At 68.2% G+C, this 13,905-nt stretch carries 14 protein-coding genes; 6 read left to right on the top strand and 8 right to left on the bottom strand.

What is annotated here, in order from left to right:
* The first annotated feature begins 69 nt into the window (after nucleotides 1-69).
* Nucleotides 70-750, top strand: a complete 681-nt coding sequence (locus tag E0H75_RS36195; protein WP_131518207.1) for a GAF and ANTAR domain-containing protein — start codon at nucleotides 70-72, stop codon at nucleotides 748-750.
* Nucleotides 751-775: 25 nt separating this feature from the next.
* On the opposite strand, the gene E0H75_RS36190 is transcribed toward E0H75_RS36195, so the two are convergent.
* Together E0H75_RS36190 and E0H75_RS36185 are read right to left on the bottom strand one after the other, a co-directional pair.
* The gene (locus tag E0H75_RS36190) at nucleotides 776-1,723 is read right to left on the bottom strand and encodes a helix-turn-helix domain-containing protein (protein ID WP_131518206.1); all 948 of its coding nucleotides are present in this window, start codon (nucleotides 1,721-1,723) and stop codon (nucleotides 776-778) included.
* An 87-nt stretch (nucleotides 1,724-1,810) separates the two neighbouring features.
* The gene (locus E0H75_RS36185; protein WP_131518205.1) at nucleotides 1,811-2,068 is read right to left on the bottom strand and encodes a hypothetical protein; all 258 of its coding nucleotides are present in this window, start codon (nucleotides 2,066-2,068) and stop codon (nucleotides 1,811-1,813) included.
* 369 nt (nucleotides 2,069-2,437) lie between these two features.
* On the opposite strand from E0H75_RS36185, the gene E0H75_RS36180 reads away from it, so the two are divergent.
* On the top strand, nucleotides 2,438-3,133 hold the full coding sequence (locus E0H75_RS36180) for a GAF and ANTAR domain-containing protein (protein WP_131518279.1): 696 nt from the start codon (nucleotides 2,438-2,440) through the stop codon (nucleotides 3,131-3,133).
* Between the two features lie 73 nt (nucleotides 3,134-3,206).
* Entirely contained in the window at nucleotides 3,207-3,692 is a 486-nt protein-coding gene (locus E0H75_RS36175; RefSeq protein WP_131518204.1) for a DUF6328 family protein, read from the top strand.
* Between the two features lie 7 nt (nucleotides 3,693-3,699).
* Here E0H75_RS36175 and E0H75_RS36170 read toward each other — a convergent pair whose 3' ends face one another.
* Nucleotides 3,700-4,284, bottom strand: a complete 585-nt coding sequence (locus E0H75_RS36170) for a TetR/AcrR family transcriptional regulator (RefSeq protein WP_202873343.1) — start codon at nucleotides 4,282-4,284, stop codon at nucleotides 3,700-3,702.
* Entirely contained in the window at nucleotides 4,284-5,189 is a 906-nt protein-coding gene (locus tag E0H75_RS36165) for a GTP-binding protein LepA (protein WP_238163485.1), read from the bottom strand. The genes E0H75_RS36170 and E0H75_RS36165 overlap by 1 nt, the downstream gene beginning before the upstream one ends.
* Before the next feature lie 225 nt (nucleotides 5,190-5,414).
* Between E0H75_RS36165 and E0H75_RS36160 the strand changes: the two genes are divergently transcribed.
* Nucleotides 5,415-5,813, top strand: coding sequence for a VOC family protein (locus tag E0H75_RS36160; RefSeq protein ID WP_131518203.1), 399 nt, complete (start codon nucleotides 5,415-5,417; stop codon nucleotides 5,811-5,813).
* Here the strand turns inward: E0H75_RS36160 and E0H75_RS36155 are convergent.
* Nucleotides 5,807-6,049: a hypothetical protein gene (locus E0H75_RS36155; RefSeq protein ID WP_131518202.1), complete on the bottom strand. Its 243-nt coding sequence runs from the start codon at nucleotides 6,047-6,049 to the stop codon at nucleotides 5,807-5,809. The genes E0H75_RS36160 and E0H75_RS36155 overlap by 7 nt on opposite strands.
* A gap of 247 nt (nucleotides 6,050-6,296) precedes the next feature.
* Here E0H75_RS36155 and E0H75_RS36150 point away from each other — a divergent pair, with 247 nt between their 5' ends.
* Together E0H75_RS36150 and E0H75_RS36145 are read left to right on the top strand one after the other, a co-directional pair.
* Nucleotides 6,297-8,297 carry a hypothetical protein gene (locus tag E0H75_RS36150; RefSeq protein WP_131518201.1) on the top strand — a complete coding sequence of 667 codons (2,001 nt, stop codon included), beginning with the start codon at nucleotides 6,297-6,299 and terminating at the stop codon, nucleotides 8,295-8,297.
* A 20-nt stretch (nucleotides 8,298-8,317) separates the two neighbouring features.
* The gene (locus E0H75_RS36145; protein WP_131518200.1) at nucleotides 8,318-9,463 is read left to right on the top strand and encodes a S1C family serine protease; all 1,146 of its coding nucleotides are present in this window, start codon (nucleotides 8,318-8,320) and stop codon (nucleotides 9,461-9,463) included.
* 4 nt (nucleotides 9,464-9,467) lie between these two features.
* On the opposite strand, the gene glsA is transcribed toward E0H75_RS36145, so the two are convergent.
* The 3 genes from glsA to E0H75_RS36130 are packed head-to-tail and all read right to left on the bottom strand — an operon-like array spanning nucleotide 9,468 to nucleotide 13,902.
* Nucleotides 9,468-10,466 carry a glutaminase A gene (gene glsA / locus E0H75_RS36140; protein WP_131518199.1) on the bottom strand — a complete coding sequence of 333 codons (999 nt, stop codon included), beginning with the start codon at nucleotides 10,464-10,466 and terminating at the stop codon, nucleotides 9,468-9,470.
* Between the two features lies 1 nt (nucleotide 10,467).
* The gene (locus E0H75_RS36135; protein WP_131518198.1) at nucleotides 10,468-12,264 is read right to left on the bottom strand and encodes an SLC13 family permease; all 1,797 of its coding nucleotides are present in this window, start codon (nucleotides 12,262-12,264) and stop codon (nucleotides 10,468-10,470) included.
* 15 nt (nucleotides 12,265-12,279) lie between these two features.
* Nucleotides 12,280-13,902 carry an AbgT family transporter gene (locus tag E0H75_RS36130; protein WP_131518197.1) on the bottom strand — a complete coding sequence of 541 codons (1,623 nt, stop codon included), beginning with the start codon at nucleotides 13,900-13,902 and terminating at the stop codon, nucleotides 12,280-12,282.
* Between the last annotated feature and the right edge of the window lie 3 nt (nucleotides 13,903-13,905).

The following is a 13,905-nucleotide window of genomic DNA, read 5'->3' as shown; positions in this document are numbered from 1 at the left end:
CCCCAACGCCGCACAAACGGGCGATCTCGAGCGGGAATGGCCGGCGGCCGGGCGGGTACCGGGCCTGACATGAAGCGCGGTGCGATCCTCACCCGATTGATCGAGGCGATCACAGCGACGCCCGCGCGCAGTCGCCCCGACGAGCTGGGGCGCACCTGTCGTGACCTCCTCGGTGCGGACGGTACGGCGATCACGATCGAGAACTCGGTCACCAACCGCGTCACGCTGACCGCCACCGACTCGACGGCCGCGCGGCTCGAGGATCTGCAGGACGTCCTCGGTGAGGGGCCGGGCCATGCGGCGTACGGCGCGGGCGAGCCGGTCGCGGCGCACCTGGAGACCGACAGGCGCTGGCCGGAGTTCGTCCGCTCGGCGCTGGCCGCGGTCGGACCGCTGACCATCCGCTGCTTCCCGATCCGTCCGGGTGGACGCCCGTTCGGCGTGCTCAGCGCGTACGTCACCGACGGCCGGAAGTTCACGGAGAGTCCGCAGACCTCGCAGTTCCTCGCCGACGCACTCGGTGTCGCGCTGCTCAACGATCCACCACCCACCGGCGACGAACCCGACGACCACAGCCCGTGGATGTCGCGGGCTGTGGTCCATCAGGCGACCGGCATGATCGCCGGCCATCTGGGCCTGGCGATCGACGATGCCTCGGCGCTTCTCCGCGCCCGCGCCTACGCCCGCGACGAGACGCTGGCGCGGGTGGCCCAGCTCATCGTCAGTCGCCGGCTGCAACTCGACGGCTGAACGTCGCCCAGGGCAACGATCGGGTTCAGCGACCCAGCGTTGTGCTCGGCAACTCGCCGTACCGCTCCCGGTAGGCGGCGGCGAAGCGACCCAGGTGGTGGAAACCCCAGCGCGCCGCCACGGCTGTGACGGAGAGCTTGGCCGGATCGCCTACCAGGAGTTCGGTGCAGACCTCGGCCAGGCGCAACTGGCGCAGGTACGCCATCGGGGTGGTTCCGAGATGCCGCTGGAAGGCGGTCTGAACCGCCCGCACAGTCACGCCGGCGGCGGCGGCAACGTCGCCGACAGCGACGTCCTGGTCGACGCTGGACTCCAGAAAGGCGATCGCCCGCTGCACTGTCCGCGGATGCGCGTCCCGCCCGTCGGCACGGTCCTGCGCGATCAGCGCCGTGTTCGGGAACGCGGCCAGGACACTCGACGCGAGCAGGCGCGAGACCGAGGACTGCAGCAGCGTCGACGTCCGTACCGTCGAGTCCGGCAGCACCTGATCGCCCAGATAGTTGATCGTGCTGACCAGATGGCGGGCGGCCGCGGCCGAGTGTGGGCGATGGTCGAGCAGCCGGACCGGCCCACCGGTTCGGTTGTCAACGCCTGCGGCCCGGGTGAGCAGCGCGGGATCGAACATGGTGATGCTGTAGCGCGACCGGCAGACCTTGCCGGCGTACGGACGATCCGGCGGGGCGAACGAGACGACATCGCCCGGACCGAACGCGTCCTGCCAGCCGTCGGTGGCGTGGTCCTGCACGGTTCCGGCCTCGACCACGCAGAGACAGATCTTGCCGAGCGGGTCGGCGTCGTACTTCATCTCGAAGCCGATGTCGAGCCGGTCGATACTGATCGAGCCCACCGCCTCGCGGGTGATCCGCGCGCTCACGTCGTCCGTGCCGCCGCCGATCCGCATCTTGGTGTACGCGCGGTTGAGGAACTCCTCGGTGCGCGCCAGATCGCGACTCTCGAATGTCAGGGACTCCATGCACCCATCCTGCGAACAGTCCCGAGCGGCCGACTTCTTCAGCCGGCCCCAAGGTACGCCACCGGGGTACTACGGAGCAGACCCGGCCTAGCCGTCGCGATGTGTGTTCGCCGAGTCGTCCTTGCCCTCGGGCGTACTGCCCTGACTGAGGTCGATGCGCCGGGAACGGACCAGATAGAAGGTTCCGGCCCCGACGATCACTGCGACGACAGCGACGGCCACGATCACCCAGATTGCGCCACCGTAGTCGTTCGGGTCGCCGTCCCCCGCGCTGAGTGGGTTCAGGAGACCCGTCACCACCACCTGCACGCCGGCCAGCGCACGCACGAATCCTTTCCTGTTCATGATGCCCCGGTGCCCCTGTCCCCCGCCCAGAAACGACCAGTGCCACCCACCGGGTACTGGATGAAGTTTCATGCATCCATCTGGGGGTTCGGGGCACTGGGAGGGGTGAGAGGTTGCTCAACGCTCGGGCGGTGGGAAGCCTCGAGGTCTGGACCCGTTCAGTGGCGCAGCGGGCCCAGACCGCACCAGACGCCCGTTCGAGCGGCACAATCCGGAGAACGCACCCTCCGACGGCCGCAGAACGACAATCCTGGCGGGTCACTGAGTTGTTACCCCGGAGTGAGCGCGGGATCGGTCATAGGACCGGCATGATGACCACGGGCGCTCACCCGCGGGCGCCCTGGTGACCCCCAGGAGCTGCGTGTGGCCATGATCGACTCGGACGCCAACGACGCGGCGATGGCCTTCGCCCGCCTGGCGGTCGAGTTGCACGACGCGTCGGGCGTGGACGAGACGGTCGACGCCGTCGTCCAGTTCGCCCTGCAGGCCCTCAACTGCACGTACGCCGGCGTGGCGCTCTATTCCCGTGGATCACACCCGGAGATCGCCGCGGTCACCGACCCGGTCGTCGCGGACGTGTACGACCTGCAACTCACCTCCGAGTGTGGCCCGCTGGTGACCGCGCTCCGTGAACGCACCACCGTCCTGATCCGTGACACCACAACCGACGACCGCTGGCCGGAGTGGGCCGCGAAGGTTGCCGCTCTCGGGGTGCGCAGCGTGCTCGACGTACCGCTGGCGACTGGTGGTGCGGCTCGTGCGACGGTCGGCGTACTCGGGCTCTACAGCCCGTTCCCGGATGCGTTCACGGAGGACGACGAGGCGATCGCCCACATCCTCGCCCGGCACGCATCCGTTGCTCTCGCCTCCGCGCGGCACGAGGAATCGATGGCGCAGGCCGTCGACGCCCGCAAACTCGTCGGCCAGGCGATGGGCATCCTGATGGAACGCTTCGACGTCGACGGCGACCGGGCCTTCGCCATCCTCAAGCGCTACTCCCAGGACACCAACACCAAACTCCGCGACGTCGCTCAGCAACTCATCGACACCCGCAAACTCCCGTAGTACTCGACGCCGCATACGCGCCGGTGACGTGGGGTACCGGACCCGGAAACCACCGGACGATCGGGTAGATGTGATGACCCAGCACTACCGGCGCGAGGACGAGAGCTCCGGCCGGCGGCTCGACCGGCATTGGAACGAGTTGCTGCAGGAACTGCGCCTGGCCCAGACCGGTACGCAGATCTTGTTCGCCTTCCTGCTGAGCATCGCCTTCCAGAACCGGTTCCAGGACGCCGACAACTTCACCCATTTCGTCTACGCCTGCACGCTGATCGCCTCAGCGCTCGCCGTCGCACTGTTCCTCGCACCGATCTCGCTGCACCGCATCGTGTACCGGCAGGGTCTGCGCGACCGGCTGGTGACGATCGCGGACTACTTCCTGCGCGCCGGGCTGGTCTTCCTCGTCGCCGCGGTCTGCGGTGGACTGCTGCTCGCGCTCGACGTCGTGGCGTCCCGCCCGGTAGCCGTCGGCGTCGTCATCGCCGTACTGGCCTGGTTCGTCACCTTCTGGTTCGTGATCCCGGCCTACGTCCGCCAAACCCGCGAGCCGGACGGCGTCTGACGCGACGTCACTCGGCGTGTGGTGTGGTGAGTGACTCTTCGATGAGGTCGATCATGGCGGCGTGGCGTTTGGTTGCGGTGTCGGCCTGGCCCAACGCGATGATGTCGAGGAAGACGCGGCTGACGATGAGATCCGCGGCCGTCCGGACCCGGTCCGGTTCGGCCACCACATCGTCGGCGCCGCTGAGGATCTCCGCGACCGTGGTGGTGGCTTCGTCGAACAACTCCGCCGCCCGCTCGGCGATCTCGGGACGGGCCTGCGCCTCCCGGAAGACGATGATCCGCGCCGCCCGATTGCGTTCCAGTTCCTCGGCCATCGACGACACGACGGCCCGCAACCGGCGGTGCACCGACCGCCCACGTGCTGCGGTCCGCAGCACCTCACCCGGTGTCGGCCGCTCGTGCACGATGGCCAGCAGGAGATCCAGCTTGGTCGCGAAGTGGTAGAACACCAGGCCGGTCGGTACGCCGGCCTCGTGCGCGATCAGCGCTGTCGACGTCGCGTCGTACCCGCGGTCGGCGAACAGGCGCTCGGCCGTGTCGATGATGGCTTCACGTTTCGAGGGGCGGCCGGAGGCGGCGGCGGTCATCATCAGGCCCGACCCCGGGCGGGCTGGTGATCACCGTCCAGGTCCGCGGTCGCGTGGGCGGCACGGCGGAACGACTCGAACACGTACTTCGGGACCCGCAGACCGCGCCGGTGGGCCCAGAGCAACTCGTGCTCGACCCGCCCGACCTGATCGGCATAGTGCTGAAGATCCGCGTCGTCACCGGTGACGATGCCCAGCGAGCGGATCGCCTTGCCGAACTCCAGCCGCTGCTGCTTGTTCTCGGCACCGACCGGGCCGAACGTCTTCCGCCGCAGCGTGCGCACCAGCCACTTCTGCCAGCCGCCCAACTGCGACCAGAGACCACGCGCGGCGATCTGGTAGTAGGCGAAGTGCCCCGGCTCCTGGCGGCGGATCGGCGCGACCACGGTCCTCGCGACGGCCCGCTCCCCCAGCTCGAGCATGCCGGCGTGAAGCTTGTTGTAGGCAAGCACCGCCGATCGCTCGGTGGCCAGCCCGGTCAGGTAGTAGAGCATCCGGCTGACGTCCTGTACGGCGCCCACCCGGCCGAGCGCCCCGAGCAGCTTGAGCCGGAACGACACCTCGGTGAGGTTGGGGGTGGTGGCCTCGAGACCGGCCAGGACCTGGAGCCGGTCGAGGATCAGGCCGTGGTGCGTCTCCTGCGGCATCCACACGTCGGCGTAGAAGTGCTGATCGACCTCGGGTGGATCAGGCAGCAGGATGTTCAGCTCGATCACGTTCCGTTCGACCTCGAGCTCGACCCGCGACATGTAGGCCAGGACCGACCCGAACCGCTCGGCGAGCAGGCCGGGCCGCTTCATCGTGTAGTCGACACTGTCGAGCGGGATCGGTGGGTGTTCCTCCCCCAGCCGGTCGACATGGTCGGCCAGCCTCGACTCCTCTCGCCGGGCCTTTCTCCGGCGAGACACAGACACATCCGCAAGCGCCATGGTCGGCACCTCACTCCATCGACAGGAATGCCCCAAGTGCAGCACTGCCGAGCCTAGCAAGATGACTGACTGATCAGTCAGTCAGATCCCTGTGACCTCGCCGACACGTCCGAACAAATCAATCGGCGGCCAATACACCCCCACAACAGCAGGCCCTCACCGGGGCCGCGGTGACGTGATCCGGCGACTGCCTAGCCTCGCCCCATGGCGATCGAACAGCAGGCCCACGTGCGGATAGCCCGTCCCAGCAAGGATCTGACCGCCGTCGAGCGGTTCTGGGTCGACGGTCTCGGGCTGAGTGTGATCTACCGGAAGTCCGAGGACGGCCACCACCTCCTGATGGTCGGTTGGCCCGAGGCGGGCTGGCACCTCGAACTGGTGCAGATCGACGGCGATCCGGTGCAACCGCAGCCGACCGAGGAAGACCTCCTGGTCGTCTACCTGGAGGGGCCGGTGCCGGACGAGCTGGTCGAACGTCTGGTCGCCGCCGGCGGGCAGGTGGTTCCGTCGCGCAACCCGTACTGGGATACCTGGGGCGTCACCATCGCGGATCCGGACTCCTACCGCCTGGTCCTGTGTACCCGGGGCTGGAGTAATCACTGAGCGGTCGTGGGTGAGGGGTCGTCGTCGGGTGGGCGGGTCGAGGGGACTTGCAGGACCTCGATGATGTTGATGCCGAGCATGTCGAGGTGGTTGAGGATGCCGGCCAGTGCCGCCTGATCGTCGAGGAACCCGTGCAGCACCGTCTGCGCCGGTTCGGGATCGGCGGTCATCGAGGGAAAGGCATCGGTGAGGTCGCGCGACAGTTCGCCCTTCACCCTGATGACGTAATGGCCCATGGGAAGCCCCTTTCGCGTCCCGTCGAAACGACTCTGCTGCCGGCGGGGTCCTTCGGCCTCCCCCGGACAGGGGGAGACCGGCTGCGGGTACGCGCGTCTTGTCGCGGCAGCTCGGATCCGGGTGCGCTCTGCGTCGACGAGATCACAGACCGACGCATGGATCACCTGGATCGGGTGACCTCGGCCGCCGAAGTTACGCCAGAGCCGGATGGTGTGGAGACCGGTACGTCGTGCGCATGCTGTGGAAATGACGGCCCGCGACTGGAGACGATCCCTGCCGCCACTGCTGTTCGCCTTCCTCACCATGACGATCCTCTGGCTGCCGGACTCGGCAGCAGCCGACACCACCGCCTCGCCAGACGACCCCGCCGCGCAAGCACTGGCCCAGCGCTATTCCCCCGTCGTCAAACTGCAGGAGCCATCGCCGAGGTGCGAGGACGGCGAACAGTTCCAGCCCACCGACGTCGAGGCCGTGCTCGGCGATCAACAGGTTGCCCTGCGCGGCCCATGGCGGCCTCCGGACCTGGTCAAGACGCAGCCGCAGGGCAAGGACATCAGCCTCGGGTTCCATGGACACTTCCTCGACTTCCCGGGCGATCCGCTCCGTCCTGGCTGCACGTACGCCGAGTGGTCGGCGCTGATCAACGCGGTCCACCCGGCCACCGTCTACGCCCATGTCGTCGCGGATCCGGCGTTCCCCGGCAAGCTCTCGCTGGAGTACTGGTTCTTCTACGTCTTCAACGACTACAACAACACCCACGAAGGCGACTGGGAATCGATCCAGCTCATCTTCGACGCGCCGACCCCCGCGGCCGCGCTGGCCAAGGAACCGACCGCGGTCGGATTCAGCCAGCACGGAGGCGCCGAGCGAGCCCGCTGGGGCGACGCGAAACTCGAGGTCGTCGACGGAACCCATCCGGTCGTCTACCCGGCGGCCGGCTCACATGCCAACAAGTACGGCCAGCGCCTGTACCTCGGTCGTGGCTCGGAAGGACTGGGCTGCGACGACACGACCAGACCGCAAGCCGCGATCAGGCCCCGGGTCGCCTACGTACCGCTGACCCGCGCGGACTACCTGCAGGAGTATCCCTGGCTTGGATTCGAAGGCAGATGGGGCGAACGGCAGCGCTCGTTCTTCGACGGGCCGACCGGCCCGAACATGAAAACGTCGTGGCTCACGCCGATCCAGGACGCCGAGGAGACCTGGCGGGACGACAGCGGTACGGTGCCGGCCGGCACGTTGCTTGGTCCGAGCAGCACGGGCGCGTTCTGCGCCGCGGTCGGCACCGGATCCAACTTGGTCCGCGAAACCCTCGATCGAGCCTGGCTGCTGGGCCTGATTCTCGCGGCGCTCGTCGGGCTGATCTGGTTCGCGGCGAGCCGTACGCGGTGGAGCAACGCTGCCCCTTTGCCGGCCAGAAGAAGGCGAGCTTGGGGTCAGACCGTGGTGGCCGCGCTGCGCTTGTTCCGGCACCGGCCTGGCCTGTTCACGGGCTTCGCGGCGGCGTTCATCGTGCTGAGCCTGGCGACCGTGACTCTGGCCAGGTTCCAGGTCGCCCAACGCGACGCTCCCACCGACCTCGGCGCACCGACCGAGAACGCTCCGGGCTTCTGGGCCTCCTTGATCACGTTGGCCGTCACGATCCTCACGATCGCGGCGTACGTCGTACTTCTCGCGGCCGTGACGAGGATGCTCGACCAGTTGGATCGTGGCGAGACCGTGACCGCGATGGGAGTACTACGCCACGTCTTCTCGCGCCGGCGGCCGCTGACCCGGGTGGCCCTGCAGTACTTCGTCGTACTCGCGGTCCTGGCGTTCTTCGTGGCGACGATCCCGGTGGCCATCTACTACGCGGCCAGCCGGGCGTTCGCCATCCCGGTCGTGGTGGCGGAGCACTGCTCCGGAGGTACTGCGCTGAGACGCAGCCGGATGCTCGTCCAGCGGCGTTGGTGGCGGACCGCCGTACCGCTCGCGATCATCATCGGGCTGGGACTGGCCGCCGGACCGATCGCCGGGATCGTCCTGCTCCTCGCCACCGACCTTTCGCCGGTCCTGATCAACGTGATCTCATCGCTGCTCTTCGCGCTCGCGATGCCACTCGCCGGATCGGCCGTCGCCTACCTGTACTTCGACCGCGCCACATCCGTACCGGCTTCACCTGGATCGGGTGACATGTCCGGCGCCCAGCGAACCTATTCTCGGGTGGGCGACGGGAGCGTCGAGCATGAGGTGCGCTCCGACTCCTGAGTGGGCCAGAGGAGGTCCAGATGGTCCAGGCCGACAACGGACAGCCCGGTCCGGCAGCGACACCACCGGACGGCCGGGGTCGCTTCCGGCTCACCCGCGGTCTGTCCATCGCGGTCCTGGCCGGCGCCGTCGTGGGCGCGTTGATCGCCTCCCTCGTGTTCGTGCTGGTGGATCGCAACGGCGGATCCGCCGACGCCTCATCAGCCGCCTCGACGGACCCCAGTACGGCGATGTGCGCGGCGATCCCGGTGGCGAACCAGATCCTGCCGTCGATCGTGACGATCTCGGCCAGCAGTGGCGCCTCGGCCGGCACCGGTTCGGGGCAGATCTTCAAGGACGGCGGTTACATCCTCACCAACGACCACGTCATCTCGGTCGCGGCCAACGGCGGCAAGGTCGCCGTCCAGTACAGCGACGGCACGAGTTCGGACGCCACGATCGTCGGCCGTGATCCCAGCACCGACCTCGCCGTACTCAAGGCCGCGGATGCCGCGAAGAATCGCCCAGTGATCGAATTCGGGTCGTCGGCCGAGCTGCAGGTCGGGCAGCCTGTCGTCGCCCTCGGCGCACCGCTCGGACTCGCCAGCACGGTCACCTCCGGCATCGTCAGCGCGCTGGACCGTTACGTGCCGGTGCCCGGTGACGGAGTGACCCATCACCTGATCGGCGCCATCCAGACCGACGCGGCCATCAACCCCGGCAACAGCGGCGGCGCCCTGGTGGACTGCTCCGGCCATCTCGTCGGAGTCAATGCCGCGATCGCCACCGTTCCGAACGCGTCCGGCGTCGCCGGCGGCGGAAGCGTCGGCCTCGGCTTCGCGATCCCGGTGGACCTGGCGCGCCCGATCGCCGACGAACTCGTCCGTACCGGGGAGCCAGGGCATCCGACGACCGGCCTGCAGGTCCAGGAGATCCCGCCCGCCCTCGCGAATGCGTCGGGCAACCCGGCCGGACTCTTCGTCGTCTCGGTCGACGCCGGCGGTCCGGGGGTGAAGGCCGGTCTCAAAGCAGGCGACATCATCACCAAGATCGACGGCCAGCCGGCTCAGAGCAGCGAACAGATCGTCGTCGCCACCCTGACCCGCAAGGTCGGCGACACCATCGAGCTGACCTATTCCAGAGCAGGTCAGACGGCCACTACCACGCTGACACTCGCCGAACCCTGAGGACTCACGACACGTCGGCGGCCGGTGGGACCGGTTGTGAGGCCAGCAGATCGAGACCGAGGTGGCGGGACAGGAAGCGTGCCGTCCATTGGCCTTTGACGCTGTTGCCCGCCTGGTCCAGCCGCGGCGCGAACGTGCCCAGCGCGCCCTTGCCCGGCGAAACGGTCACGATGCCGCCGCCGATCCCGCTCTTGCCCGGAACGCCGACGTCGAGCAGCCAGTCACCAGAGGTCTCGTACAAGCCCGCGATCGTCATCACGGCCAGCGTCACCCGGGCGACGTCCGGGTCGATCACTCGTACGCCGGTCCTCGGGCACACCCCGCCGTCCGCCAGCGTCGCGCCCATCACCGCCAGATCCACCGCAGTGACGCTCAAGCAGCTCTGCCTGGTGTAGAGCACGGTCGCCTCGACCGCATCACCGACCAGGCCGCCGTCGCTGCGGAGCAACTCGGCGAGGGCACGGTTGCGATGGTTCGTCTGCAGTGCGGACGCGAGCACCTCCGTGTCCAGGGGGAGCTCATGACCGGCGAACCGCGACAGGCCGTCGACGATGAACCCCCAGCGGTCCTCCAGCGACGTACCCGGTGTCAGACTCGTCGTCGCGATCGCCCCGGGGTTGACCATCGGATTGGTGCGTCCGGCCGGGGGCTGTTCGACCGCCTGCACCGAGTTGAACGGCAGACCGGTCGCGTTGACGCCGACGAGGTCGCGCACCGCATCGACACCGATCGCCTGACTGACCAGCGCGAACACGAACGGCTTCGCGACGCTCATGATGGTGAACGGGCTCCGCGAGTCGCCCGCCTCGGCCAGACGGCCGTCGCTGGCGGCGACACATACGCCGAACGCATCCGGGTCGACCCGGGTCAACGCCGGGTATACGTCGGACACCGTCCCGTCGCCGATCCCGCGGCCCAGCTCGTACGCCGCCTGCACCAGCTCGACCACTGCGACCGTTCCGGGAAGGCCGCCGGTGGAGACGTACCTGTCCTCATCCGCCATGTCAGAACGGCCAGACCAGCGGGATGATCACGAGGGCCGTCAGCAACCACCACAGCATCACCGGGAGCCCGAGCTTCCAGTAGTCGCCGAAGCGGTATCCCGCCGGATTCATGACCATCATGTTCGCGGGAGTCGAGATCGGAGTCAGCAGCGACGCCGCACCGGCGACGGCCGTGAGCATGAGCACCGGCTGCACGGACGTCCCGGTCCCCTGGGCGGCCGCCACCGCGATCGGCGTGACGATCAGCACCGTCGCGGTGTTGCTGACCACCTGCCCGAGCGTGGCCGTGAGCAAGAAGAGTGCCAACAGCAACAAATACGGGCGGCCGGGACCGACCGCGTCGATGATCAGGTCGGCGATCCGGTCGGCGCCGCCGCTGGTCTGGATCGCTGTCGACAACGGGATCAGAGCACCGATCAGTACGACGATCTGCCACGAGATCGCGCGGTACGCCTGCCGTGGCCCGATCACCCTGGTCGCCACCATCGCCGTCGCGGCCAGCAGCCCAGCCAACGCCGGCGGGACCGCGCCGGTCGAGAGCAGGACCACCATGCCGGCAAGGATCGCGACGGCGATCGACGCCTTGGCGCCCCAGGGCACAGCCTGGCGCCGGACGAGATCCGGCGAATCCACCAGCAGGACATCCCGGTCCCTCGTCAGTTCGTCCAGAGCCGCCCAGGTGCCGTGCACCAGAAGCGCGTCGCCCTCGGCGAGCACGGTGGGCTGGTTGCCGCGGTCCTTCGCCATCCGCTGTACCGCGATGATCACCAGGTCGTGCGCCCGATGCATCCCGGGGAAGACCGACTCCCCGACCAGTGACGACCGCGGCGGGATGACGACCTCGACCACGCCGGCCTCCCGCGTCAGCAGATCGTCGACCGGCGTCGGCGCCATACAGACCGCGAGCAGGGAGTCAATGGTCAGGCTGCCCACCGCTTCCGACGGACCGGTCACCACGAGCACGTCACCAACATTGAGAGACTCGCTCACCCGGGACACTCCGTCCCCGTCCTGGGCTCCGACGATCTCCACCCCCGGGTATGGCGTGAGGTCGACGTCGGCCACGCCACGGCCGAGCAGTGGCGAGAGTTCGCGGACGCGCAAACGGTAGAAGCCGTTGGTCATCGCGTAGTGCACATCGAGGGTGTGCGCATGCCTGGCCAGGTCGGCCGGAGCGTGCGCCGGGCGGGCGGCCGGCAGCAACCGCGGACCCAAGAACACCGAGATGGCGATCGTCCCGATGACGAGCGGTACGCCGACGACCGCGAAGGAGAAGAACGGAAACGCGCCCGCACCGGCATCGCTCGACGCCTCGGACACGATGATGTTGACCGGCGTACCGGTCAGCATCAGCAGCGACCCCGCGCTGCCCGCGAAGGTGAGCGGCATCAGCATCCGCGACGGCGGTTCCCCGATCCGGACGGCGAGCATCACGACCAGCGGAAGCAGCGCCGCGACCGCGCCGTTCAGGGTGATCAGCGCTGTCAGCAACGCACACAGTGCGGTCACCGCGACGAGCAGCCGGGACCGCTGCGTTCCGGCGTACTTGACGATCGCCTGGCCGGCCCAGGTGGTGACGCCGGTGGAGTCGATGCCCTCGCTGACCACGAACAGCGAGGCGATGAAGATGACGACCGGATCCCCGAAGCCCGCGATGATGGCGGGGAAGTCGAGGACTCCCGTCGCCCACAGGGACAACGCGGTCAGCACCGCCACCAGGTCGACCGGCAGCCGGTTCCACACGAACACGGCGACGGTGAGCCCGAGGATGATCAGGCTGATCGTGCCGTCATCCATAGCGTTCGTACCGCCCTAGCCGAGGTGTACCGGGGCGGACGGCCCCCAGGGAATGCCGATCGCGTACCAGACCACGTAGAACAGCGTCCAGGTGACCAGGACGATGATGGTGTAGGGCAGCATCATCGACACCACTGTGCCGATACCGGCCTTCTTCCGGTACTTCTGGCAGACGAGCACGATGAACGGCAGGTAGACCATCAGCGGGGTGATCACGTTGGCCGGTCCGTCGCCGACCCGGTACGCCGCGATCACCGTCTGCGGCGCGATGCCGAGCCGGTAGAACAGCGGCACGAAGATCGGGGCCAGGATCGCCCACTTGGGGATCACGCCGGGCATGATCAGGTCGATGATCAGCACCAGCAGGATGAAGCCGATCAGCAGCGGCAACGCCCCGATGTCGGCGCGCTCGAGCAGGTCGGCCAGGCCGGTCGCGGCCAGCGTCGACATGTTCGTGTAGTTGAAGTAGGCAATGAACTGGGCGATCAGCAGCATCAGGAAGATCAGTCCGCCGAGGCCGTTGAACGTCTTGACGATCGCATTGATCACGTTCGTGCTGCCAGTCAGTGACTGCGAGCCCCGGCCGTAGCCGAGCCCGGCGGCCAGGAACAGCATCGAGATGATGAACAGCAGGCTGCTCATGAACGGCGACGACCCGAAGATCTCGCCGGTGTCGGGGTTGCGCAGCGGAGCACCCGGGATGAAGGTCAGCAGCGAGACGATGGCCACGGCCACCAGCAGGTAGTACACCGACCACCGCAGGCCGCGCGACTCCAGTGCCATCTCCTCGTCGGTGGGCTGGTGGTCGACCGGCGCGTCGGCCGGCGCCTCCGAAGCGTCGTACTTGCCCAGGCGCGGCTCGAGCAGCCGCTCGGTGATGATGGTCATGACGATCGCGCAGAAGATCGTCGAGGCGATGCTGAAGAAGAGGTTCTGCGTGACGTTGAGCTCGACGTCGGGCGCGACCAGCGCGACCGTCTCGTTGGTCACCTCGGTGATGATGCCGTCGGCCGGCGTGATCAGGATGTTGACGAAGAACGCGGCGCTGACCCCGGCGTACGCCGCGGCGATGCCGGCCAGCGGATGTCGCCCGAGGGAGGCGAACGCCGCCGCACCGAGCGGGATCAGGACGAGGTAGCCCGCATCGGAGGCGACGCTGGAGATGCCGCCGAGCAGGACGATGATGAAGGTGATCGCACCCTTGGGCGCCACCTTGACCATCTTGCGGATCAGCGCGGCGATCAGCCCGGCCTCCTCGGCCACGCCGACGCCGATCATCGCGACCAGGATCACCGCGACGACGCCGAAGTCGTTGAAGTTCTGGACGGCGGTCGTGAAGATGAACCGGATGCCGTCACCGTCCAGCAGGCTCTCGGCGGTGATCTTCTCGGTGTGCAACTCGTAGTCGGGCACGGCCGGCGCCGGCGGCGTGTCCGAGCCGGCGACGCTCGACCCGGCCTGGTACTCGGGCATGACCTGCACGGTCTGCGGCTCGGCCACCTCGGTGGTGACGCTCGCCCCGGTCCAGGCCAGGATCTGCGACAGCACGATGACGATGAAGATCAGGGCGAGGAAGATGATGGCCGGGTGCGGCACCTTGTTGCCGACGCGTTCGATGCCGTCGAGAACTTTCTGCATACC

This window comes from Kribbella capetownensis (assembly GCF_004331485.1).
Classification (GTDB): domain Bacteria; phylum Actinomycetota; class Actinomycetes; order Propionibacteriales; family Kribbellaceae; genus Kribbella; species Kribbella capetownensis.
The sequence above is the reverse complement of the archived record's forward strand: the minus strand, read 5'-3'. Positions and strand labels throughout refer to the sequence as shown.